Below are 21,846 nucleotides of genomic sequence, written 5' to 3' on the forward strand. Positions count from 1 at the left end.
GACTCACTACGCGCGTACCGGTCCCAGCTGACACAGAAGACAAGCGCCCCCCATCTGGTCAAAAGGACCAGCTCAGGGCCGTTCAATCAAGTGTGCTCATGCGTGGGCATGCCCCTGGCGACGGGCAGGGGGCAGCTAACAGGCAGCGCAAAGGGTCAGTGTAGCCACTCGGCTCACTGATGTCCAGACCAGGTTTCCGGAAACCGGCAACAGGCCTTCCCCATGTCGTTGAAACAACCTTGCGTCCTGCCGGCTCCGCATACGGAGCGCGTAGCAGTACTGCCCTCTTCGTAGTCGATCCATGCCCGATGCGGACCCGATCCATGCCTCGGATCTCGGATCAGGCCTGCCGATCTCACGACGGATCTGAGAATTGCGCGCCGCGTCCCGTTCGTCAAGGCCCCCTGCTCCGAGCGGATCATCGAGGGACCCTGCCGCAGAGCAACGAAGATCACCCTACTCCCCAACGAGACAGGGGCAAGTCAGGCACTCCGGGTACGCCAAAGGGCGACCACCCTTACGGGTGATCGCCCTTGGTTGGAGCCTCAGAGAGGCCCCAGAGGCATTACTTGACGGTCACAGACGCGCCGGCAGCCTTGAGGGACTCGGCAGCCTTGTCAGCGGCCTCCTTGGCGACCTTCTCGAGGATCGGCTTCGGAGCGCCGTCGACGAGGTCCTTGGCCTCCTTCAGGCCCAGGGAGGTGAGCTCACGCACGACCTTGATGACCTGGATCTTCTTGTCACCGGCGCCATCGAGGATGACGTCGAACTCGTCCTGCTCCTCGGCGGCCTCAGCGGCAGCGCCACCGGCGGCGGGGGCGGCAACGGCGACGGCCGCAGCGGCGGTGACGTCGAACTTCTCCTCGAACGCCTTCACGAACTCGGAGAGCTCGATGAGGGTGAGCTCCTCGAACTGGGCGAGGAGTTCGTCCTGGGTGAGCTTCGCCATGATGGGCGATCCTTCCACTAAATCGGCAGGTGCCGGATGTATAGAGAGGCGGGCGTAACGGCCCGCTGCGACCCGCGCACTAGGCGGCGCGGATCAATGCGCGAGCCGAATTACTCGGCACCGCCCTGCTCGGCGAGCTTGACGCGAAGCGCTTCCGCAGTGCGGACGAACTTCGACGGCAGCGCCTGGAAGAGCGAGGCAGCCTGAGACTGCTTGCCCTTGAACGCGCCGGCCAGCTTGCTGAGCAGAACCTCGCGGGACTCGAGGTCCGCAAGCTTCTTGATGTCATCGGCGGAGAGCGCCTTACCATCAAGGACACCCGCCTTGATGATCAGGTTGGGGTTTTCCTTGGCGAAGTCACGCAGGCTCTTCGCCGACTCCACCGGGTCACCGGTGATGAAGGCGACCGCGGTCGGACCAGCGAAGTGCTCGTCCAGCGCGGTGATCCCGGCCTGGTTGGCCGCAATCTTGGTCAGCGTGTTCTTCACCACGGCGTACTGGGCGTTCTCACCGAGAGAACGACGCAGCGTCTTGAGCTGCGCGACGGTGAGACCCCGGTACTCGGTCAGCACGGCGGCGTTCGAGCTCTGGAACGCGTCCGTGAGCTCGGCTACCGCGGCAGCCTTGTTGGGCGTCGGCATAGTGCGTCGGCCTCCTTCCGGGTGATGAGGACCGCTCAGAAGGGGCATAAATACGAAACGCCCCGGCGCAGGCGCCAGGGCGTAGCTCAACCAGAACGAGTCCGGGAACTTTCCTTGAACACCTGCGCAGGACGTCCGCGGTTAGCGGATCCTTCGGCCACCGCCCCCTTGCGGGCACGGCAACGACCAGCGGTCTTTGGCTTCTCCGGAAGAGTACGGGACCGGTGCCGCGCAGAGCAAATCGGTCACCCGACGGCCCCGCGCGGCCCTGAACGGCCAGGTCAGCCCTGTGCCTGCCCGGCGCCCTTCATCATCTCGGCCAGGTCCGTGACCTGGTCGGCGGGCGGCGCGGCCACCTCGACCGGCTGGTTGTAGTCCAGGAACTTGATGGTGGTATCCACCGGACCCTTGGCCGCGTCACCGCGGGTACGGACCTGCTTGGGGCGGTCCGACTCGTCGATCCACATGTCCAGGGTCAGGTTCTTGACGCCCTGCGCCTCCAGGGCCGTGACGGACTGCTCCCGGCGCTTCTTGGTCTCGGGGGTCTCGGAGGCCGCCGCGGCCTTCAGCTCCTCGAGGGAGACCGTGCCGCTGAGGTGCTTGGTCTTCACCCCGTCGATGGTCTCCTCGCCGACGAACTTGAGGTCCTTGGCCTTGAGCAGCTCGCTCGCCCGGTCCCCGGGGTTCTCGCCGCCCTTGTTCGCCGTGCCGCCGGCGCTGTTCAGCTTCTCCGCCAGGGCCGGGTCCAGGCTCTTCATGTCGAACTTGAGCCACTTGCCCTCGGTGCCGATGAACATCGCCTCGTCGAGGAGCCGGATCTCGGCGGCCTGGCCGCCCTCGCCCGAGGTGGTCATCTTCATCGACATCGCCACGGACGGCTTGAGCCGCATCGAGACGTCGCCGGAGAACTGCTCGCCCTCCGCGGTGCCCGCCATCGAGTAGCGCAGGGAGGTGATCTCCTCCGCGTTCGCCTTGACCTTCTCCAGGTAGGCGGCGGGGACCACCTCCGCCGCGCCCTTCCCGGCGCCCTGGGAGGCCGCTGCCTTCCCCGTGCCGTCCTTCGGCCCGCTCTCGCACGCCGTGGCCCCACCCACGAGCAGTACGGCGGCCAGCGCGGCCCCAGCGGTCTTCGTGCGGCTGTTCTTCCGGTTCGCGAACAAGAGTCCCCACCCCTGATGTGATCGTTTGATGAGATACGACCCTACTGCGCGGGCCGCCGGTCCCTCCGCCATTTTCCGCGCGACCCGCGGAGCGCAGCGCGGTGCGGAACGCGGCACGGAACGCAGAACGGGCCCCGCTCCCCCGTGCAGGGGGTGCAGGGCCCGTTCGGGCAACTCAGCGGGCCGTCAGGCCCGGCTCAGTCAGACCGCGGCCGGGTCTTCCTCGACGAGGAGGTTCCGGGTGCGGTTGGAGTCCAGCGAGATGCCGGGGCCCATCGTGGTGCTGAGGGCGGCCTTCTTGATGTAGCGGCCCTTCGCGGCGGACGGCTTCAGACGAAGGATCTCGTCCAGGGCCGCGCCGTAGTTCTCGACCAGCTGCTCATCGGAGAAGGAGACCTTGCCGATGATGAAGTGCAGGTTCGAGTGCTTGTCGACGCGGAACTCGATCTTGCCACCCTTGATCTCGGTGACAGCCTTCGCGACGTCCATGGTGACGGTGCCGGTCTTCGGGTTCGGCATCAGGCCACGGGGACCGAGCACGCGGCCGAGGCGGCCGACCTTGCCCATGAGGTCCGGCGTGGCGACAACGGCGTCGAACTCGTTGAGGCGGTTGCCCTTGGCGATCTCGTTGATGAGCTCGTCGTCGCCGACAATGTCGGCGCCGGCGGCTTCCGCGGCCGCAGCACGGTCACCGGTCGCGAAGACCAGGACCCGGGCGGTCTTGCCGGTGCCGTGCGGGAGGTTCACGGTGCCGCGGACCATCTGGTCGGCCTTGCGCGGGTCTACACCCAGGCGGAAGGCGACCTCGACGGTGCCGTCGAACTTCGTGGTGGAGGTCTCCTTGGCGAGACGGACGGCCTCGAGCGGGGCGTACAGCTTCTCCCGGTCGACCTTGGCGTCCGCAGCGCGGAGAGTCTTGCTGCGCTTCACTTCTGCTCCTGTGTTGTGACTTCAGGTGTGGAGTCGTGGTGCGGACCAGCGCTTGGTCCTACCACTGTCGTGCTCTGGTGGTGGCTGAATCAGCCTTCGACCGTGATGCCCATGGAACGGGCGGTGCCGCGGATGATCTGCTCGGCGGCGTCCAGGTCGTTCGCGTTCAGGTCGGGCATCTTGATCGTGGCGATCTCGCGGACCTGGTCACGCGTGAGCTTCGCGACCTTGGTCTTGTGCGGCTCGCCAGAGCCCTTCTCCACGCCCGCGCTCTTCAGGATGAGGCGCGCGGCCGGCGGCGTCTTGGTGATGAAGGTGAAGGAGCGGTCGTCGTAGACCGTGATCTCCACCGGCACGACCATGCCACGCTGCGACTCGGTCGCGGCGTTGTAGGCCTTGCAGAACTCCATGATGTTGACGCCGTGCTGACCGAGCGCGGGGCCGACCGGCGGAGCCGGGTTGGCCGCACCGGCCTTGATCTGGAGCTTGATAAGCCCCGTGATCTTCTTCTTCTTGGGAGGCATTGCTCTCTCCGGGTCCTAGTGAGAGTTTTTCGCCGCCAATCCGGTCATCCGGATGGAGGCATACCGCACCACGATAACGGGTATCGGTGCGGAGCTGAAAACCGAGCAGGTCAGACCGCCCGCGAGCGGGCAATCTGACCTGTCCGGAAGCGTGTGCCAGAAGGCTGTGGATCAGTTCTTCTGGATCTGGTCGAAGCTGAGCTCGACCGGGGTCTCGCGGCCGAAGATCTCGACGAGACCCTTGACCTTCTTCGAGTCCGGGTTGATCTCGTTGATGGTCGCCTGCAGCGTCGCGAACGGGCCGTCGGTGACGGTGACCGAGTCGCCGACCTCGAAGTCCAGGACCTCGATGGCGCGCTTGACGGCGGGCGCCGGCAGACCGGCCTCTTCCGCTGCCTGCTTGGCGGCCTTCTCCTGCAGCTCCGGGGCGAGCATCTTGACGATCTCGTCCAGGGTCAGCGGGTACGGGTCGTACGCGTTGCCCACGAAGCCGGTGACGCCCGGCGTGTTGCGGACGACGCCCCAGGACTCGTTCGTCAGATCCATGCGGACCAGAACGTAGCCGGGCAGCTTGTTCTGCCGGACGTTCTTGCGCTCGCCGTTCTTGATCTGGACGATCTCTTCCTCGGGCACCTCGGCCTGGTAGATGAAGTCCTCGACGTTGAGCGAGACGGCGCGCTGCTCCAGGTTGGCCTTCACGCGCTTCTCGTAGCCGGCGTAGGTGTGGATGACGTACCACTCGCCGGGCAGGAGGCGCAGTTCGTCGCGCAGGGCCTGGATGGGGTCGACGGGCTCGGCCGGCTCGGCGTCGGCGGCCTCTACGGCCTCCGCGTCGTCCTCGTCCTCGACGTCCTCGTCGGAAGCCTCTTCGGTCTCAGCATCCTCGTCGGCGGACTCGTCGTCGGCCTCTTCGGCCTCCGCGTCGTCCTCGGCGTCCGCGTCACCCTCGGCGTCGTCGTCATCGTCCGACTCGACGTGCAGCGCGGCCTCCTCGGCAGCGACACCCGCCTCGGCGTCGGCGAGCTCGGCCTCGTCGGGGTCCACAGCGTCTGCAGCCTCGACGATGTCGAGCTCGTCCTCGACGGACTCGACGGAGTCGGGGCTCACGTTCAGGTTCGGGTCAGACACGGTGGCTGCTTCTTCCTGGATACAAAAGGTGGTCGAACATGCGAAAACGGGCGGCACCCATCAAGGCGCCGCCCTCCGCGGGGATCAGCCGAAGACGAACTTGATGGCTTCCTGGAACCCATAGTCAATCACGGTCACCAGACCGATCATGATGACGACGAAGACAATCACCACAGTGGTGTACGTCGTCAACTGGTTGCGAGTGGGCCATACAACCTTGCGGAGTTCCGCGACGATCTGGCGGTAGAACAGCGCGAGACGACCCAGAGGGCCCTTCTTGCCGCGCTTGCCGCCCTTGCGGGCCTTCTTCTCGCGAGTGTCATCCTCGGCGTCAGGCATGTCGATGGAGCCCAGGGCGTCCGTCACGTCTCTCACCTGAATCCGGGTCGTGGCCGTGGCCGCGCCCGGTTGCGCCGCACGGCACTGCATCTAAGTACGTACCTGCGCACACACATCCGAGAAGGAGTGTGGAGCAGGGCCGGAGGGACTCGAACCCCCAACCGCTGGTTTTGGAGACCAGTGCTCTACCAATTGAGCTACGACCCTTTGCGTCCCCCAACCTACCGCATCCAGGCGAGTGCACGGTGTGCTCACGCTCTGCAGCGTTTGGCGAGGGCCAACGACGGTTGAGTGTACGTGGTCCGGGCCCTGACGTCGAACAGCGCCGTCCGCAGACGCTCCGTCCGGTAACTGAAACGGAGTGCGGCGCCCGTTTCACGTCTGGGACGATTGGCCGCATGACCTCTGAAACGCCTTCCGCCGAGCGCCGCGTATCCGCCCGTATCGGTGCCATCTCCGAGTCCGCCACCCTCGCCGTCGACGCCAAGGCCAAGGCCCTCAAGGCCGCCGGGCGCCCGGTGATCGGTTTCGGAGCGGGCGAGCCCGACTTCCCCACCCCGGACTACATCGTCGATGCCGCGGTCGAGGCCTGCCGCAACCCCAAGTACCACCGCTACACGCCGGCCGGCGGTCTGCCCGAGCTGAAGGCAGCCATCGCCGCGAAGACGCTGCGCGACTCCGGCTACGAGGTCGACGCCTCCCAGGTCCTGGTGACCAACGGCGGCAAGCAGGCGATCTACGAGGCGTTCGCGGCCATCCTGGACCCGGGTGACGAGGTCATCGTCCCGGCCCCGTACTGGACCACGTACCCGGAGTCGATCCGGCTCGCCGGCGGTGTCCCGGTCGAGGTCGTCGCCGACGAGACCACCGGTTACCGGGTCTCCGTCGAGCAGCTCGAGGCGGCCCGCACCGAGCGCACGAAGGTCGTCCTCTTCGTCTCCCCCTCGAACCCGACCGGCGCCGTCTACTCCGAGGCCGACGCCGAGGCGATCGGCCGCTGGGCCGTCGAGAAGGGCCTGTGGGTCCTGACCGACGAGATCTACGAGCACCTGGTCTACGGCGACGCCAAGTTCGTCTCCCTCCCGGCGATCGTTCCCGAGCTGGCCGACAAGTGCATCATCGTCAACGGCGTCGCCAAGACGTACGCCATGACGGGCTGGCGCGTGGGCTGGGTCATCGGCCCGAAGGACGTGGTCAAGGCCGCGACCAACCTCCAGTCGCACGCCACCTCCAACGTCTCCAACGTGGCCCAGGTCGCGGCGCTGGCCGCCGTCTCCGGCAACCTGGACGCCGTCCACGAGATGCGCACCGCCTTCGACCGCCGCCGCCAGACGATGGTGCGGATGCTGAACGAGATCGACGGCGTCTTCTGCCCGACCCCCGAGGGCGCCTTCTACTGCTACCCGGTGGTCAAGGACCTCCTCGGCAAGGAGATCCGCGGCAAGCGCCCGCAGACCTCCGTCGAGCTCGCGGCCCTGATCCTGGACGAGGCCGAGGTCGCGGTCGTCCCCGGCGAGGCCTTCGGCACCCCCGGCTACCTGCGCCTCTCCTACGCCCTGGGCGACGAGGACCTGGTCGAGGGCGTCTCCCGCATCCAGAAGCTCCTGGCGGAGGCGACGGCCTAGGCCTCAGCCCGACCCTGAGCGGCGGCCCCCCAGGGGGTGCCGCCGCTCAGGCATATCCAGGAGGAGCGGGGTCCGGGGCGGAGCCCCGGGGAACGGTGGAAGGGCGGGTAGGGGACAGCCCCGCAGGGCCCGCCCCCGCGCCCCCGACCCCACGGATTTACGTTCGGGCAAGGACCCGTTCAGGGAATCGGGCTGCCGATCGGGTGACAAGTGCGGCAGGATCAACAAATGGAGCACGTACGCGACCTCACGCTTCTGCCGAAAGCCCACCTCCACCTGCACTTCACCGGCTCGATGCGCCCGTCGACCCTGCTGGAGCTCGCCGACAAGTACGGCGTCCGCCTCCCGGACGCCCTCACCTCCGGCGAGCCACCGAAGCTCCGGGCCACCGACGAACGCGGCTGGTTCCGCTTCCAGCGCCTCTACGACGCCGCCCGCTCCTGTCTCCGCGAGCCCGACGACATCCGCCGGCTGGTCCGCGAGGCCGCCGAGGAGGACGTCCGCGACGGCAGCGGCTGGCTGGAGATCCAGGTGGATCCCACCTCCTACGCCCCCCTCCTCGGCGGGATGATCCCGGCCGTCGAGATCATCCTCGACGCCGTGGACTCCGCCTCCCGCGAGACCGGCCTCGGCATGCGCGTCGTCATCGCCGCCAACCGCATGAAGCACCCCCTGGACGCCCGCACCCTGGCCCGGCTCGCCGTCCGCTACGCCGACCGCGGCATCGTCGGCTTCGGCCTCTCCAACGACGAGCGCCGCGGCATGGCCCGCGACTTCGACCGGGCCTTCGCCATCGCCCGGGAGGGCGGCCTGCTCGCGGCCCCGCACGGCGGCGAGCTCACCGGCCCGTCCTCCGTCCGCGACTGCCTCGACGATCTGCACGCCGCCCGGATCGGGCACGGCGTACGGGCCGCCGAGGACCCCCGCCTGCTCCAGCGGCTCGCCGACCGGCAGATCACCTGCGAGGTCTGCCCCGCGTCCAACGTGGCCCTCGGGGTGTACGAGCGCCCCGAGGACGTCCCGCTGCGCACCCTCTTCGAGGCCGGGGTCCCGATGGCCCTCGGCGCGGACGACCCGCTGCTCTTCGGGTCCCGGCTCGCGGCCCAGTACGAGATCGCCCGCCGGCACCACGCCTTCACGGACCAGGAGCTCGCCGAGCTGGCCCGCCAGTCGGTGCGCGGGAGCGCCGCGCCCCGCGACGTACAGGAGAAGCTGCTGGACGGGATCGACCACTGGATCACCGCGTAGGCCGTCCGGGCGTCACCGGGTGAGGCGCAGGTCGCCCTCGTGGCAGTCGGCCCGCACCCGCGCGCCGTCGGGGAAGCCGATCTCCAGGTGGGTGCGCCCCTGCGCGGGCAGCGCGAACTCGGCGACCGATTCCACCGTGTCGCCGAGGTGGCGCAGGAAGGGGTGGTCCCCGAGGTCCTCGCCGACCTCGATGCGCCCCCACTCCCCCATGTCGTAGGGCTCGTGCGGCGCCTCGGATTCCACGATGAGGCAGGCGTCGGACCCGGTGGTGATCCGGGTGGACTCCCCGTCGCTGTCGAAGAGCCAGACGTCGAGGGGCGCCTCGGAACGTTCGCCGTCGCTGATGTGCCAGGACGCGACGACCCTCCGGATCGTGCGTCCCACCAGCCGGGTGGGGTCCGTACCGGCCCCGTGCAGGGGACAGAGCATGGGCGGGCCGGGACTCCTCAGATGCTGACGCCGACCGTCACCGGTTCGTTGACCAGGGTGACGCCGAAGGCCGCGTGGACGCCCGCGACCACCTCGCGGGCCAGGGCGAGGAGGTCTTCGGTGGTGGCCTCGCCCCGGTTGGTGAGGGCGAGGGTGTGCTTGGTGGAGATGCGGGCGGGGCCGTCGCCGTAGCCCTTGGTGAAGCCGGCCTTGTCGATCAGCCAGGCCGCGCTGGTCTTCGTACGGCCCTCTCCGGCCGGGTACGCGGGCGGGGCGGTGTCGGGGCCGAGCCGTTCCTGGGCGCGGGCGAGGAAGGCGGCGTACGCCTCGTCGGCGAGGATCGGGTTGTGGAAGAAGGAGCCCGCCGACCAGGTGTCGTGGTCGGCGGGGTCGAGGACCATGCCCTTGCCGGCGCGCAGCCGCAGGACGGTCTCCCGGGCCTGTGCCGCGGGCACCCGGTCGCCGGCCTCCACTCCGAGGGCGCGGGCCGTCTCGGGGTACTTGACCGGCGCGGACAGGCCGCCCGCGTCCTCCAGCTCGAAGCGGACGCGCAGGACGACGTACCGGTCGGGCCGGTGCTTGAAGAGGCTGTCGCGGTACGAGAACGCGCACTCGGCGGCCGTCAGCGTGACCGTCTCCCCGCGCGTGCGGTCGTAGGCGACGACCTCGGTGATCGTGTCGCAGACCTCCTGGCCGTACGCCCCGACGTTCTGGATCGGGGTGGCGCCGGCCGAGCCCGGGATCCCGGCGAGGCACTCGATGCCCGCGAGCCCGGCGTCGACCACGCGGGCGACGGCCTCGCTCCAGTTCTCACCGGCCGCGAGCTCGAGGCGGGTCCCGTCGAGCACGAACCCGGTGGTCGCGATCCGCAGGGCGGTGCCGGCGAAGCCCCGGTCGCCGATGACCAGGTTGCTGCCGCCACCGATGACCAGGAGCGGGGTGCCGCTCTCGTCCGCGGCGCGCACGGTGGCGACGACCTCGGCGTCGGTGGTCGCGGTGACCAGCCGGGCGGCGGGGCCGCCGAGCCGGAAGGTGGTCAGCGGGGCGAGGGGGGCGTCGTGGAGTTCCTGCACGTGGACAAGAGTACGGTCCGCGTCCCCCCGACCGGGCGGGGCCACGGACCGTACGCGTACCGCAGGGCCGTACGGGGACCCGGCGGCCGGCCTCAGCCGCGCTCCCCCGTCTCCTGCTGCCCCGTCTGCTCCCCCGCCCGCTGCTTCCGTGCCTGCTCGGCGAGGCGGCGCTCCGCCTCGGCCCAGCTGATGGGGAGCTCGCTCGCCGGGACGGTCCAGAAGACGAACCCGGCCTCCTTCGTACAGGCGGCCGCCGCCCGGGAACTGGAACGGTGCGGTTCGCTGCCCGCGAACCGGTAGAGCGCGTCCCGGTCCTCCCAGGCGGACAGGGTCAGGAAGGTGAGGCGCAGGACCCGGGCCCGCACACCAAAAAGGCCCTGACCTGCGAGTTTCCTCGCCGCCCAGGGCCTTCTCGACACTTCGGTCGGTGGTTACGCGAGCGCGACCACCGCGCGGGACATGCCCAGCACCTTCTGCCCGGCGCTCATGGCCGTCAGGTCGACCCGCACCCGGTTGTCGTCCAGCTTCGCCGCGACCTTGGCCGTGACCTCGATCAGCGCGCCCTCGGCGTCGTTCGGGACGACGACCGGCTTCGTGAACCGCACCCCGTACTCGACGACCGCACCCGGGTCGCCCACCCAGTCGGTCACCACGCGGATCGCCTCGGCCATGGTGAACATGCCGTGGGCGATCACGTCGGGCAGGCCGACCTCGGTGGCGAACTTCTCGTTCCAGTGGATCGGGTTGAAGTCGCCCGACGCGCCCGCGTACCGCACCAGCGTCGCCCGCGTGACGGGGAAGGACGCCGCCGGCAGCTCGGTGCCGACCTCGACTTCGTCGTACTGGATCTGGGCAGCCATCTCAGGCCTCCTCGGGGGCGGAACCGGCGGCGGGCTCGGGCGCCCGGGAGACGAGCTTCGTCCAGGCGGTCACCACGTGCTCGCCGGACTCGTCGTGGACCTCACCGCGGATGTCGATGACGTCGTTGCCCGCGAGCGACTTGATGGCCTCGATGGTCGAGGTCACCGTCAGCCGGTCACCGGCCCGCACGGGGCGGGTGTAGGCGAACTTCTGGTCGCCGTGCACGACGCGGCTGTAGTCCAGCCCCAGCTGCGGGTCGTCGACCACCTGGCTGGCCGCGGCGAAAGTGATGGCGAACACAAAGGTCGGCGGGGCGATCACGTCCTGGTGCCCGAACGCCTTGGCCGCTTCGGGATCCGTGTACACCGGATTGGCGTCACCCACGGCGACCGCGAATTCGCGGATCTTCTCCCGGCCGACCTCGTACGGATCGGTGGGCGGGTAGCTCCGCCCCACGAAGGACTGGTCGAGCGCCATGACTCCCTACCTCCCTGTTGAAACGATCTGTCGAAACGACACAAGGCCGCCCCCCAATGAAGGGGACGACCTCATGACGGTGCCTGTTGTACGAGACTTCGCTTGGTGTTAGCGGGTCTCGCGGTGCGCGGTGTGCGAGTTGCAACGCGGGCAGTGCTTCTTCATCTCAAGACGGTCCGGGTTGTTACGCCGGTTCTTCTTGGTGATGTAGTTCCGCTCCTTGCACTCCACGCAGGCCAGCGTGATCTTCGGGCGGACGTCGGTGGCAGCCACGTGAGTGCTCCTTGACGGACAATTGGACGGATGAACGCATAAAAGAGTAGCCGATCGGGAGACCGACCCCGCAATCGGCTACTGTGTGTAGCGGCGACCGGACTTGAACCGGTGACACAGCGATTATGAGCCGCTTGCTCTACCGACTGAGCTACGCCGCTTTGATGAGATCCGTTCCCCACCCGAGGGTGGGGAACCTCTCTCACCAGAGCCCCAATGCGGAATCGAACCGCAGACCTTCTCCTTACCATGGAGACGCTCTACCGACTGAGCTATTGGGGCGAGCGAGGAAGACATTACACGGTCGTCCGCCGATCACCCAAATCCTTTGCGGCGCCTGGCCTCGGCGCACCGCCGCCACCTTTCCCCCTCGCCCGGAAACACGCCCCGGGGCCCTCTCCGGACACCTTTCACCCCGAAAGGTGTCCGGCATCACATCCCCGATCACCCGAACCCCACCCTGAGTCACCACGCGCCGGATCCCGGGGCGGGGGCACGGCGGTTCCGAGCGGGTCCGGGCGGGCGCGGGCGGCCCTCGGAGCCGGGTCCGGCCAGACGCACCGGTACGACTATTGCCCTCTTCCGCGAAGCGGGCACCCCTGCCCCCTAGGCTCTGAGCACGCTGCGTGATCTTGGGCCGCGGGCCGCGGCCACGGCCCCAGGAACCGCCCGAGCCACCGCAGGAGCGCGATGTCCGACAGCCCGCCGCAGCAGCCGTCCCACTCCCCGCGCAACCGCCCCGGCAGCGGCCAGGGGCACGGGCAGGGGCACGGCTCCGAGGGCGCCCAGGGGAGCCCCGGGCCTGCGGCCCCCGAGTCCACGACCCTGCTCCTCGCCGGCGCCCGCCTCACCGACGGCCGCACCGTCGACGTCCGCCTCGGCGGCGGCCGGATCCAGGCCGTCGGCACGGCCGGCAGCCTGCCCGCCGCCACGGGTGCCCGCGTCGACCTCACCGGCTACCTGCTCCTCCCCGCGCCCGCCGAGCCCCACTCCCACGGGGACACCGCCCTGACCGCGGACACCGAGGGACCCGTCTCGTACTCCCCCGACGAGGTGCAGCGCCGCGCCACCGAGGCGGCCCTGCTCCAGCTCGGGCACGGGGCCACGGCCGTCCGCTCGCACGTGCGCATCGGCGACGTCCACGGTCTCGGCCCCCTGGAGGCGGTGCTCCAGGCCCGCCGCTCCCTGCGCGGGCTCACCGATCTCACCACCGTCGCCGTTCCCCGCCTGCTGACCGGGGTGGCCGGGGCCGACGGGCTCGCCATGCTGCGGGACGCCGTGAAGATGGGCGCCTCCGTCATCGGCGGCTGCCCCGACCTCGACCCCGACCCCACCGGATTCCTCGAAGCCGTACTGGAGCTCGCCTCCGAGCACGGTTGCCCCGTCGACCTGCACACCGACGGCGACGACCCCGCCCGCCTCTCCCGGCTCGCGGCCATGGCCGGCGGGCTGCGGCCCGGGGTCTCCATCGGGCCCTGCGGCGGTCTGTCCCGGCTCCCGCTGGACGTGGCGACCCGGGCCGCCGACCAGCTGGCGGCGGCCGGCGTAGGGGTGACCTGCCTCCCCCAGGGCGACTGCGCGGCCCTGGAACGGCGGGGTCTGCGCACGGCCCCCGTACGGCTGCTGCGCGCCGCCGGGGTCCGTGTGGCGGCGGGCAGCGGGGCCCTGCGCGACGCGGGCAATCCCGTCGGGCGGGGGGACCCGCTCGAAGCCGCGTACCTCCTGGCCTCCCAGGGCGGGCTGCGCGCCACCGAGGCCTACCACTCGGTCGCCGGCGCCGCCCGTGACGCGATGGGCCTGCCCGAGGTGCGGGTGGAGGCGGGCTTCCCGGCGGAGCTGCTCGCGGTGCGCGGGGACCGGATCGCGAGCGTGCTGTCCCTCGCGTACAGCCGGATCGTGATCCACCGCGGGCGGGTGGTAGCCCGGACGAGTGCCGTACGGGAGTACTGCGACTCCGCCGTCGCGGTGGCCCTGGACCTGCCCCGGCAGGGCCGTATGGAGCCCGGCCCCTGAGCGTTCACCGCATGTTCCCGGGCGCGGGCGCCCGGCTCGTCGTACGGTCGTGGCATGCGCATCGTCATCGCGGGTGGACACGGTCAGATCGCGCTGCGGCTGGAGCGCCTGCTCGCCGCGCGCGGGTACGAGGTCGCGGGCATCATCCGTGATCCGGCACAGGGCGACGACCTCAGGGAGGCGGGCGCCGAACCGGTGCTGTGCGACCTGGAGTCGGCGTCGGTCGAGCACGTGGCGGGCATCCTGCAGGGCGCGGACGCCGCGGTGTTCGCGGCGGGCGCGGGTCCCGGCAGCGGGGCCGGGCGCAAGGACACGGTGGACCGGGGCGCGGCGGTGCTGTTCGCGGACGCCGCCGAACGGGCCCGCGTACGCCGCTTCCTGATGGTCTCCTCGATGGGCGCGGACACCCGCCGCGAGGGCGACGAGGTCTTCGACCACTACCTCCGCGCCAAGGGCGAGGCGGACGAGCACGTCCGCACCCGGCTGGGTCTGGAATGGACGGTCCTGCGCCCGGGCTCGCTGATCGACGAGGCGGGTACCGGCATGGTGCGCCTAGAGGCGCAGACGGGCCGCGGGGCGGTCACCCGCGACGACGTGGCGGCGGTCCTCGCCGAGCTGATCGAAACCCCGGCGACCGCGGGCCTCACCCTGGAACTGATCGCGGGCTCGACCCCGGTCCCGGTGGCGGTCAAGGACGTGGCGGGCAACTAGGCCGCCCGGCTGGGCCGCCCGGCGGTCAGAAGTCGACGGTCAGCCGGTCGTCGGAGCGCCCGACCGAATCCTGCTGGAACCGCTTCTCGTACGCCTCGCGGATCCGCTCGATGCGCGCGCCGCGCTCGTCGGCCTCCTTCTCCGGATACAGCAGCACCACCTCGTACGAGGTTTCACGGATGAGCTTCCCGTCCCGCTGCCACTGTCCGCGCCCGTCCTGGACGGTCAGCCCCTCGGGGAAGGCGGGCGTGATCTCCCGGTCGAGGAACCCCAGGAACTCCCGCTCCCCGACCGGCGGCCGACCGTCGGGCCGCTCGGTGCCGAAGTAGAGCCGGGTCTCCTGGTACGGGTCCCCCACATCGGTGTGCAGCGCCGCTCCGACCAGAGCCGGGATCCCCGCCCCGAGCAGGGCGAGGAGGACCCCGCCGCCGACCTTCCCACGCGTGTCATAAGTCCATTTCACGCCGGATGAACGACCGGGACCCCGCATCGGTACGCCGGCTCCGCCCGATGGACCAGCCGTGCCCGTGCCCCGGCGACCACCGGTCGGTCCGGCCCCTCATGCCCTCTCCAGGCGGCGCCGCCACCACGGATCCCCCGGGTGGGCGCAGGGATCGTTGAGCGTCCGGGCGAGGAACCGTGCGTCGAGCGGGGCGAGCACGGCCCTCAGCTCCCGCGCGGCGCGACGGGACAGGGCGAGGCAGAAGGCCTCCAGGGTCTCCCGGTGATCGCCGCCCCAAGGCGGCAGGCAGCAGGGGCAGTCGTCGTACCAACTGGGGTAGAAGATCCACGAAGGTCCCCGCCGGTACACCGTCGTGCGCCAGGCGGACAGGGCCCGATGGGCCGCGCCCGGCTCGTACCGGTGGTGTTCGAGGCGGGCGATCTCCCGGAGGGTGCGGGACGAGACGCCGGGAACGACGGCGCGGTCGCCCTTTCGGGACGTCCGCCGTGGCAGGTCCGACCGGACCCGCGAGGGTGCCTTACGCGGCATGGCCCTTTCGGCCGCTGATGCTGATCATGCGGACAGCTTGCACCCCGGACCGGGTCGCCGCCCAGTGGTTTTCCGCAGGGCCGTCCGGTTCGGGATGTACGAGAAAACCCCCGCCCATTGCGTTTCTGCAATGAGCGAGGGTTTCACTCGCGTGGCGGCGCCAGGGTTCGAACCTGGGTAGGCTGAGCCGGCAGATTTACAGTCTGCTCCCTTTGGCCACTCGGGCACACCGCCATGATCGCTGCCATCTTTCCGCCTTTCGGCGGCGCTCCGTGGCAACGACGTAAACGATACCCGATGACCGGGGGTGCTTCGCCACCGGATTGATCAGCGCCGCACGTGGGGACGGTGGCTAGGCTTTGCGGAGCGGTCCGGGGATGTCCGGCCGTGCCCTTCGGGGCCGTCACTACCGACTTCAAGGAGCCACAGCACATGGCCGACTCCAGTTTCGACATCGTCTCGAAGGTCGAGCGGCAGGAGGTCGACAACGCCCTCAACCAGTCCGCCAAGGAGCTCTCGCAGCGCTACGACTTCAAGGGCACCGGCGCCACGATCGCCTGGTCCGGCGAGAAGATCCTGATGGAGGCGAACTCCGAGGAGCGCGTCAAGGCCGTCCTGGACGTCTTCGAGACCAAGCTGGTCAAGCGCGGGATCTCCCTCAAGGCGCTCGACGCCGGTGAGCCGCAGCTGTCCGGCAAGGAGTACAAGATCTTCGCCACGATCGAAGAGGGCATCTCCCAGGAGAACGCCAAGAAGGTCGCGAAGATCATCCGTGACGAGGGCCCCAAGGGCGTCAAGGCCCAGGTCCAGGGCGAGGAGCTGCGCGTCAGCTCCAAGAGCCGCGACGACCTCCAGGAAGTCCAGGCCCTCCTCAAGGGCAAGGACCTGGACTTCGCGATCCAGTTCGTGAACTACCGCTGATCACCGGCTTCGGCCTCGGTTCAGCCCGCACGCCGGCCCGGCGGTCCTTCGAGGGCCGCCGGGCCGCGGTCGTTGCAGCGGGACCGCCCGTGGAGCCCCGGGCACGGCGCCGCGGGACCGGCGCGTGGTGGGTGTGTGCCGGGCGTGAGCGGCGTGCGCGCTCGTGGCGCCCTCCGTGTGCACTTGGGCGGCGGGCAGTGCGCCCACCAGGGTGAGTGGTGTCCGTCACCGCCTCGACAGGGGGTTCCCGCATGCCTGGGGCCGGCACGTTACGTGAAGACTTCGGGGCGTCCGTGGTGGTCGCCCTGGTCGCGCTACCGCTCTGCGTCGGAGTGGCCGTCGCCTCCGGGGTGCCGGCTGAACTCGGGATCCTCACCGGGGTGGTGGGCGGGCTGGTCACCGGCTGGTTCCGGGGCAGCTCCCTCCAGGTGAGCGGCCCGGCCGCCGGGCTCACCGTGCTCGTCTACGAGGCCGTGCGGACGTACGGGCTGCCCGCGCTCGGGGTACTCGTCCTGGCCGCCGGCCTGGTGCAGCTGGGCATGGGCGTGCTGCGGCTCGGGCGGTGGTTCCGGGCGATCTCCGTGGCCGTCGTGCACGGGATGCTCGCCGGTATCGGGCTCGTGCTGATCGCCGGTCAGCTGTACGCCCTGGCCGACGTGGAGGCCCCGGGGCGGACCCTGGAGAAGCTGGCCGGGGTGCTGGAGCTCGGCGGGCGTGCCGACTGGACGGCCGTGGCGCTCGGGGCCGGGACGGTCGCCGTCCTGGTGGCCTGGCGGCGGATGCCCGCCCGGCTGCGGCTCGTGCCGGGCGCGCTCGTGGGAGTGGCGGCCGCGACCGCCGCGGCCGTGCTGCTGCGGCTGCCCGTGGAACGGGTCCGGGTCACGGGCGTCCTGGCGGCCGTGACCCCGCCCGGCTGGGAGGACTTCGGGGTGCTCGCCTCCGTGGGGGCGGCCGGGACCGTGGTGGCGCTCGCGCTGATCGCCTCCGCCGAGACGCTCTTCAGTGCCGCGGCCGTGGACCGCATGCACGACGGGGACCGGACCGACTACGACCGCGAACTGGTCGCCCAGGGCGTCGGGAACACCCTCTGCGGGATGCTCGGGGCCCTGCCGATGACCGCCGTCATCGTCCGCAGCGCCGCCAACGTCGAGGCGGGCGCCCGCACCCGGGCCTCCCGGATCCTGCACGGCGGATGGCTGCTGCTCTTCGCCGTGGCCGTCCCCGGGCTGCTGGAGACCGTCCCCCTCGCCGCGCTGGCCGGGGTGCTGCTGCACGCCGGCTGGAAGCTGCTGCCGGTGCGGGCGGTGGCCTCCCTGTGGCGCTCGCACCGGGGGGAGGCGGTCGTCCTGATGGCGACGGCCTCGGCGATCGTGGCCACGAACCTCTTCGAGGGAGTGCTCGCCGGGCTGGGGCTCGCCGTCGCCAAGGCGGCCTGGGAGACCTCCCACGTCCACATCGAGCCGGTGCGGGAGGGCGACGAGCTGCGGGTGCGGATCCTGGGCAACGCCAGCTTCCTGCGGCTGCCCAAGCTGCTCGACGAGCTGGACGCACTGCCCCGCGGCGGCACCGTCCGCCTCGACCTGAGCGGGCTGCGCCACCTCGACCACGCCTGTCTGACCGCGCTGGACGGCTGGGAGCGGACCCGTACGCCGGTCCCCGGCCGGGAAGGCGTCATCTAGCCCGGTTACCCTCCGGCCGTGAACGCAGCGAGCAACGAAATGAAGCGCACCCTGGGGGTCTTCGACGCGGTCGTCGTCGGGCTCGGAGCGATGGTCGGCGCCGGGATCTTCGCCGCACTGGCCCCGGCGGCGCGCGCGGCCGGCGGGGCGCTCCTCGCGGCGCTGGCCCTCGCGGGCCTGGTGGCGTACTGCAACGCGCACTCCTCGGCGCGGCTGGCCGCCCGGTATCCCGCCTCGGGCGGCACCTACGTGTACGGGCGCGAACGTCTCGGGCCCTTCTGGGGCTATCTGGCCGGCTGGGGCTTCGTCGTCGGCAAGACGGCCTCCTGCGCGGCGATGGCCCTCACGGTCGGGGCCTACGCGTGGCCCGGGCAGCAGCGCGCGGTGGCCGTGGCGGCGGTGGTGGCACTGACCGCCGCGAGTTGTGGCGGGGTGCAGAAGTCCGCCCGGATCGCCCGGGTGATCGTGGCGGCGGTCCTGGCCGTCCTGGCCGGGGTCGTCGTGGCGTGCCTGTCCTCCGGCGCGGCCGACGCGGGCCGTCTCGGCGGCCCGGACTGGACGGCGGCGGGGCTGCTCCAGGGCGCCGGGCTGCTGTTCTTCGCCTTCGCGGGCTACGCCCGGATCACCACCCTGGGCGAGGAGGTGCGCGACCCGGAGCGCACGATCCCGCGGGCGGTGCCCCTCGCCCTGGGGATCGCCCTGCTCGTCTACGCCGCGGTCGCGGTGGCGGCGCTGTCGGTGCTCGGAGCCGGCGGGCTGGGGCAGTCGGCGGCTCCGCTGGCCGACGCCGTGCGCGCGGCCGGGTGGCCCGGGCTGACTCCCGTCGTCCGGGTGGGCGCGGCCCTGGCGGCGCTGGGCTCGCTGCTGGCCCTCGTACTCGGGGTGTCGCGGACCACCCTGGCGATGGCGCGGGACGGCCATCTGCCGCGCGCGCTGGCCGCCGTACATCCCCGGCATCAGGTGCCGCACCACGCCGAGCTGGCGGTGGGCGCGGTGGTGGCGGTGCTCGCGGCCACCACCGATCTGCGGGGCGCGATCGGCTTCTCCTCCTTCGGCGTGCTCGCCTACTACGCGATCGCGAACGCCTCCGCGTGGACTCTCGATGCAGGTGTCAAGGGCCGGGCCGTGGCAGCGGTCGGGCTGTCCGGCTGCGTGGTGCTGGCCTGCGCGCTGCCCGCCACGTCGACGGTCGCGGGGGCCGCGGTGCTGGCCCTGGGCGCACTGGCCTACGGCATGCGCCGGCGGCTCACGCTCACGCGATGAAGCCGCCCCACGGTGGGGGTCGCGCCCGCGTCGGGCGGCTTGCTCTCGGGAACCTCTCGATGTCATCAGTCATGCACACAGAGTGACATCCCCCACTGACAATCGCCCTGACAGCGCCCTGCCGCCGCCCTGAACTGGGGTTTCAGTCGGTGTCCCGCTTCGGGTCGCGCGCGGAGTCGTAGCCGACGAAGAAGGTGGGGCGGCGCTGGACGGCCGTGTAGATCCGGCCGATGTACTCGCCGAGGAGGCCGACGCAGATCAGCTGCACGCCGCCGAGGAAGAGCATGACGATGAAGAGCGAGGTCCAGCCGGGGACGGTCCGGCCCTTCAGGTAGATCGCCAGGGTGGCGCCGACCATCAGCAGGCAGCCGAAGAAGCTGGCCACGCCCAGCCAGGTCGCCAGCCGCAGCGGAGCGGCCGAGAAGTTGATGACGCTGTCGACTCCGAGCCGGAGCATCTTGCTCAGCGGGTACTTGGTCTCGCCCGCCACCCGCTCCTCGCGCTGGTAGCTGACCTGGCCGCTGGGGAAGCCGAGCCACGGCACGAGCAGCCGGTACACCTGGTGCTGGTCGGGCATGGCCTTGACCGCCTCGACCGCCGCGCGGCTCAGCAGCCGGAAGTCGCCCGCCTGCGCGGGCACCTGCTTGCCGACCAGGCGGCGCACCAGCCAGTAGTACGCGCCGGCCGTGTGCCGCTTGAAGCCGGTGTCGGTGCTCCGGTCGGCCCGGACCCCGTAGACGATGTCGAGGCCGTCCGCGCGGGCCAGGTCGAGCATCTCCGGGATCTTCTCCGGCGGGTCCTGGAGGTCGGCGTCGATGCTGGCGACGTACTCGCCGCAGGCGCTGTGCAGGCCCGCCGTGAGGGCGGCCTGGTGGCCGGAGTTGCCGCGCAGCCGCACGATGCGCAGCTCCGGCCATTTGACCTGGAACTCCTCGAGCAGTTCTGCGGTGCGGTCCTTGCTGCCGTCGTCGACGGCGACGACCTCGTAGCGGACGGCCATGGCGTCGAGGGCCGGGCGCAGCCTGCCGACCAGGGCCGGCAGCGCGTCCTCCTCGTTGTACATGGGCACGACCACCGAGAGGGTCGTGGGGGGATCGGAGGGCTCAGTCGACATCGGTTCTTCCCTGCCCGTCGTGCGTGCCGCTCGTCCGCGCCACTCGTCCGCAACCCGGAACTTTAATACGAGGGGATGAACCTGATCGGGTCTCAGCGCGAGGCGAACGGGGCGTCCGTGGGGACGATCTCGCGGCCCAGCGGGAGCAGGGAGAGCGGGACCATCTTGAAGTTGGCGATGCCGAACGGGATGCCGATGATCGTGAGGCACAGCGCGATGCCGGTGGCGATGTGGCCGAGGGCCAGCCACCAGCCGGCGAGGACCAGCCACAGCACGTTGCCGACGCAGGAACCGGCGCCCGCGTCACGCCGTTCGACGGTGGTGTACCCGAAGGGCCACAGGGCGTACACCGCGATGCGGAACGAGGCTATGCCGAAGGGGATTCCGATGATGGTGATGCAGAGGATCACGCCCGCCAGGCAGTAGCCCAGGAAGAGCCAGACTCCGCTGAGGACGAGCCAAATGAGATTCAGGATGGTCTTCACTGACTGCGGCCTGCCATCTGTTCGAGCCGGGCGATGCGCTCGGCCATCGGGGGATGTGTGGAAAACATCTTGGACAGTCCTTCGCCGGGACGGAAGGGATTGGCGATCATCATGTGGCTCGCCGTCTCGATCCGCGGCTCGGCGGGCAGCGGGAGCTGCTTGGTGCCGGCGTCCAGCTTGCGCAGGGCGCTGGCGAGGGCGAGGGGGTCCCCGGTGAGCTGGGCCCCGGAGGCGTCCGCCTCGTACTCGCGCGAGCGGCTGATGGCGAGCTGGATCACGGAGGCCGCCAGCGGGCCCAGGATCATGATCAGCAGCATGCCGAAGAGTCCCGGTCCCTCGTCGTCGTTGGAGCGGCCGATGGGGATCAGCCAGGCGAAGTTGACCAGGAACATGATCACGGAGGCCAGCGCGCCCGCGACGGACGAGATGAGGATGTCGCGGTTGTAGACGTGGCTCAGCTCGTGGCCGATGACCCCGCGCAGCTCGCGCTCGTCGAGTATGCGCAGGATGCCCTCGGTGCAGCAGACCGCGGCGTTGCGCGGGTTGCGGCCGGTGGCGAAGGCGTTGGGGGCCTCGGTCGGGGAGATGTAGAGCCGGGGCATGGGCTGGCGCGCGGACGTGGAGAGCTCGCGGACCATGCGGTACAGCTCGGGCGCCTCGAACTCGCTGACGGGGCGGGCCCGCATCGCGCGCAGGGCCAGCTTGTCGCTGTTCCAGTACGCGTAGGCGTTGGTGCCGAGGGCCACGAGGACGGCGACGATCAGGCCGCCCCGGCCGAAGAAGCTTCCGATGACGATGATGAGGGCGGACAGACCACCGAGGAGTACGGCGGTCTTCAGCCCGTTGTGCCGGCGGTGCACGGTGCGCCCTCCAAGTGGTGCGGCAGGGGGACCCGTCCAGGATCTGGGGATCGGAGGGCCTGCGGTCCATACGGTCCAGTGGACCCTTCCTTCCTGGTCAACGCCAGGTGGGGGCGGCAGGTTCCCCGGGCGCGCCGGACCCCGCCGCCCCG

25 protein-coding genes and 4 tRNA genes are annotated in these 21,846 nt (G+C 70.7%); 7 read left to right on the forward strand and 22 right to left on the reverse strand.

Annotation, left to right across the window (positions count from 1 at the left end):
• Positions 1-565 precede the first annotated feature (565 nt).
• From rplL to NLX94_RS35545, 8 genes are all read right to left on the reverse strand, one after another.
• Positions 566-949: a 50S ribosomal protein L7/L12 gene (gene rplL, locus NLX94_RS35510; protein ID WP_254387397.1), complete on the reverse strand. Its 384-nt coding sequence runs from the start codon at positions 947-949 to the stop codon at positions 566-568.
• A gap of 110 nt (positions 950-1,059) precedes the next feature.
• Positions 1,060-1,590 (reverse strand): 50S ribosomal protein L10, encoded by a 531-nt coding sequence (rplJ, locus tag NLX94_RS35515; RefSeq protein WP_254387398.1) that lies wholly within the window; start codon positions 1,588-1,590, stop codon positions 1,060-1,062.
• Positions 1,591-1,871: 281 nt separating this feature from the next.
• The gene (locus tag NLX94_RS35520) at positions 1,872-2,750 is read right to left on the reverse strand and encodes an LppX_LprAFG lipoprotein (protein ID WP_254387399.1); all 879 of its coding nucleotides are present in this window, start codon (positions 2,748-2,750) and stop codon (positions 1,872-1,874) included.
• 201 nt (positions 2,751-2,951) lie between these two features.
• Positions 2,952-3,680, reverse strand: coding sequence for a 50S ribosomal protein L1 (gene rplA, locus NLX94_RS35525; RefSeq protein WP_254387400.1), 729 nt, complete (start codon positions 3,678-3,680; stop codon positions 2,952-2,954).
• A gap of 89 nt (positions 3,681-3,769) precedes the next feature.
• Positions 3,770-4,204 carry a 50S ribosomal protein L11 gene (rplK, locus tag NLX94_RS35530; RefSeq protein ID WP_254387401.1) on the reverse strand — a complete coding sequence of 145 codons (435 nt, stop codon included), beginning with the start codon at positions 4,202-4,204 and terminating at the stop codon, positions 3,770-3,772.
• A gap of 171 nt (positions 4,205-4,375) precedes the next feature.
• A complete protein-coding gene (nusG, locus tag NLX94_RS35535; protein WP_254387402.1) occupies positions 4,376-5,332 on the reverse strand; it encodes a transcription termination/antitermination protein NusG in 957 nt (318 codons plus the stop codon).
• An 84-nt stretch (positions 5,333-5,416) separates the two neighbouring features.
• On the reverse strand, positions 5,417-5,698 hold the full coding sequence (gene secE / locus NLX94_RS35540; protein WP_030298162.1) for a preprotein translocase subunit SecE: 282 nt from the start codon (positions 5,696-5,698) through the stop codon (positions 5,417-5,419).
• Between the two features lie 107 nt (positions 5,699-5,805).
• Positions 5,806-5,878 (reverse strand) — tRNA-Trp (locus NLX94_RS35545).
• A gap of 191 nt (positions 5,879-6,069) precedes the next feature.
• Here NLX94_RS35545 and NLX94_RS35550 point away from each other — a divergent pair.
• Positions 6,070-7,296 carry a pyridoxal phosphate-dependent aminotransferase gene (locus NLX94_RS35550; protein WP_254387403.1) on the forward strand — a complete coding sequence of 409 codons (1,227 nt, stop codon included), beginning with the start codon at positions 6,070-6,072 and terminating at the stop codon, positions 7,294-7,296.
• 228 nt (positions 7,297-7,524) lie between these two features.
• On the forward strand, positions 7,525-8,544 hold the full coding sequence (locus NLX94_RS35555) for an adenosine deaminase (protein ID WP_254387404.1): 1,020 nt from the start codon (positions 7,525-7,527) through the stop codon (positions 8,542-8,544).
• A gap of 12 nt (positions 8,545-8,556) precedes the next feature.
• On the opposite strand, the gene NLX94_RS35560 is transcribed toward NLX94_RS35555, so the two are convergent.
• The 8 genes from NLX94_RS35560 to NLX94_RS35595 all read right to left on the reverse strand — a co-directional run bounded on the left by NLX94_RS35560 (position 8,557) and on the right by NLX94_RS35595 (position 11,939).
• Positions 8,557-8,973 carry a hypothetical protein gene (locus NLX94_RS35560; protein WP_254387405.1) on the reverse strand — a complete coding sequence of 139 codons (417 nt, stop codon included), beginning with the start codon at positions 8,971-8,973 and terminating at the stop codon, positions 8,557-8,559.
• Positions 8,974-8,990: 17 nt separating this feature from the next.
• Positions 8,991-10,046, reverse strand: a complete 1,056-nt coding sequence (locus NLX94_RS35565) for a UDP-N-acetylmuramate dehydrogenase (RefSeq protein ID WP_254387406.1) — start codon at positions 10,044-10,046, stop codon at positions 8,991-8,993.
• A gap of 92 nt (positions 10,047-10,138) precedes the next feature.
• Positions 10,139-10,411 (reverse strand): DUF3291 domain-containing protein, encoded by a 273-nt coding sequence (locus NLX94_RS35570; RefSeq protein WP_254387407.1) that lies wholly within the window; start codon positions 10,409-10,411, stop codon positions 10,139-10,141.
• A 66-nt stretch (positions 10,412-10,477) separates the two neighbouring features.
• On the reverse strand, positions 10,478-10,906 hold the full coding sequence (locus NLX94_RS35575) for a MaoC family dehydratase (protein ID WP_254387408.1): 429 nt from the start codon (positions 10,904-10,906) through the stop codon (positions 10,478-10,480).
• A gap of 1 nt (position 10,907) precedes the next feature.
• Entirely contained in the window at positions 10,908-11,384 is a 477-nt protein-coding gene (locus NLX94_RS35580; protein ID WP_254387409.1) for a MaoC family dehydratase N-terminal domain-containing protein, read from the reverse strand.
• Positions 11,385-11,492: 108 nt separating this feature from the next.
• The gene (rpmG, locus tag NLX94_RS35585) at positions 11,493-11,657 is read right to left on the reverse strand and encodes a 50S ribosomal protein L33 (protein ID WP_003956487.1); all 165 of its coding nucleotides are present in this window, start codon (positions 11,655-11,657) and stop codon (positions 11,493-11,495) included.
• A gap of 88 nt (positions 11,658-11,745) precedes the next feature.
• Positions 11,746-11,818: transfer RNA gene (locus NLX94_RS35590), tRNA-Met, on the reverse strand.
• Between the two features lie 48 nt (positions 11,819-11,866).
• A tRNA-Thr gene (locus NLX94_RS35595) sits at positions 11,867-11,939 on the reverse strand.
• 408 nt (positions 11,940-12,347) lie between these two features.
• Between NLX94_RS35595 and NLX94_RS35600 the strand changes: the two genes are divergently transcribed.
• Both NLX94_RS35600 and NLX94_RS35605 read left to right on the forward strand, forming a co-directional pair.
• Positions 12,348-13,670: an amidohydrolase family protein gene (locus NLX94_RS35600; RefSeq protein WP_254387410.1), complete on the forward strand. Its 1,323-nt coding sequence runs from the start codon at positions 12,348-12,350 to the stop codon at positions 13,668-13,670.
• Between the two features lie 54 nt (positions 13,671-13,724).
• Positions 13,725-14,381: an SDR family oxidoreductase gene (locus NLX94_RS35605; RefSeq protein WP_254387411.1), complete on the forward strand. Its 657-nt coding sequence runs from the start codon at positions 13,725-13,727 to the stop codon at positions 14,379-14,381.
• A gap of 25 nt (positions 14,382-14,406) precedes the next feature.
• On the opposite strand, the gene NLX94_RS35610 is transcribed toward NLX94_RS35605, so the two are convergent.
• The 3 genes from NLX94_RS35610 to NLX94_RS35620 form a co-directional block, all read right to left on the reverse strand.
• Positions 14,407-14,844, reverse strand: coding sequence for a DUF3574 domain-containing protein (locus tag NLX94_RS35610; RefSeq protein WP_254387412.1), 438 nt, complete (start codon positions 14,842-14,844; stop codon positions 14,407-14,409).
• Between the two features lie 96 nt (positions 14,845-14,940).
• Positions 14,941-15,372 carry a hypothetical protein gene (locus NLX94_RS35615; protein ID WP_254387413.1) on the reverse strand — a complete coding sequence of 144 codons (432 nt, stop codon included), beginning with the start codon at positions 15,370-15,372 and terminating at the stop codon, positions 14,941-14,943.
• A gap of 152 nt (positions 15,373-15,524) precedes the next feature.
• Positions 15,525-15,606: transfer RNA gene (locus NLX94_RS35620), tRNA-Tyr, on the reverse strand.
• Between the two features lie 198 nt (positions 15,607-15,804).
• Here NLX94_RS35620 and NLX94_RS35625 point away from each other — a divergent pair.
• The 3 genes from NLX94_RS35625 to NLX94_RS35635 all read left to right on the forward strand — a co-directional run bounded on the left by NLX94_RS35625 (position 15,805) and on the right by NLX94_RS35635 (position 19,235).
• Positions 15,805-16,293 (forward strand): YajQ family cyclic di-GMP-binding protein, encoded by a 489-nt coding sequence (locus NLX94_RS35625; RefSeq protein ID WP_243333311.1) that lies wholly within the window; start codon positions 15,805-15,807, stop codon positions 16,291-16,293.
• A gap of 251 nt (positions 16,294-16,544) precedes the next feature.
• A complete protein-coding gene (locus NLX94_RS35630; RefSeq protein WP_254387414.1) occupies positions 16,545-17,972 on the forward strand; it encodes a SulP family inorganic anion transporter in 1,428 nt (475 codons plus the stop codon).
• 39 nt (positions 17,973-18,011) lie between these two features.
• Complete coding sequence (locus NLX94_RS35635; protein ID WP_254387448.1) at positions 18,012-19,235, forward strand: APC family permease; 1,224 nt, start codon at positions 18,012-18,014, stop codon at positions 19,233-19,235.
• A 142-nt stretch (positions 19,236-19,377) separates the two neighbouring features.
• Here the strand turns inward: NLX94_RS35635 and NLX94_RS35640 are convergent, their stop codons facing one another.
• From NLX94_RS35640 to htpX, 3 genes are all read right to left on the reverse strand, one after another.
• Complete coding sequence (locus NLX94_RS35640; protein ID WP_254387415.1) at positions 19,378-20,349, reverse strand: glycosyltransferase family 2 protein; 972 nt, start codon at positions 20,347-20,349, stop codon at positions 19,378-19,380.
• Positions 20,350-20,441: 92 nt separating this feature from the next.
• Positions 20,442-20,834: a YccF domain-containing protein gene (locus NLX94_RS35645; protein ID WP_254387416.1), complete on the reverse strand. Its 393-nt coding sequence runs from the start codon at positions 20,832-20,834 to the stop codon at positions 20,442-20,444.
• Positions 20,831-21,694 carry a zinc metalloprotease HtpX gene (gene htpX / locus NLX94_RS35650; RefSeq protein WP_254387417.1) on the reverse strand — a complete coding sequence of 288 codons (864 nt, stop codon included), beginning with the start codon at positions 21,692-21,694 and terminating at the stop codon, positions 20,831-20,833. Before htpX ends, NLX94_RS35645 begins: the two co-directional genes overlap by 4 nt.
• Positions 21,695-21,846 lie beyond the last annotated feature (152 nt).

This window comes from Streptomyces sp. TBY4 (assembly GCF_024213195.1).
Classification (GTDB): domain Bacteria; phylum Actinomycetota; class Actinomycetes; order Streptomycetales; family Streptomycetaceae; genus Streptomyces.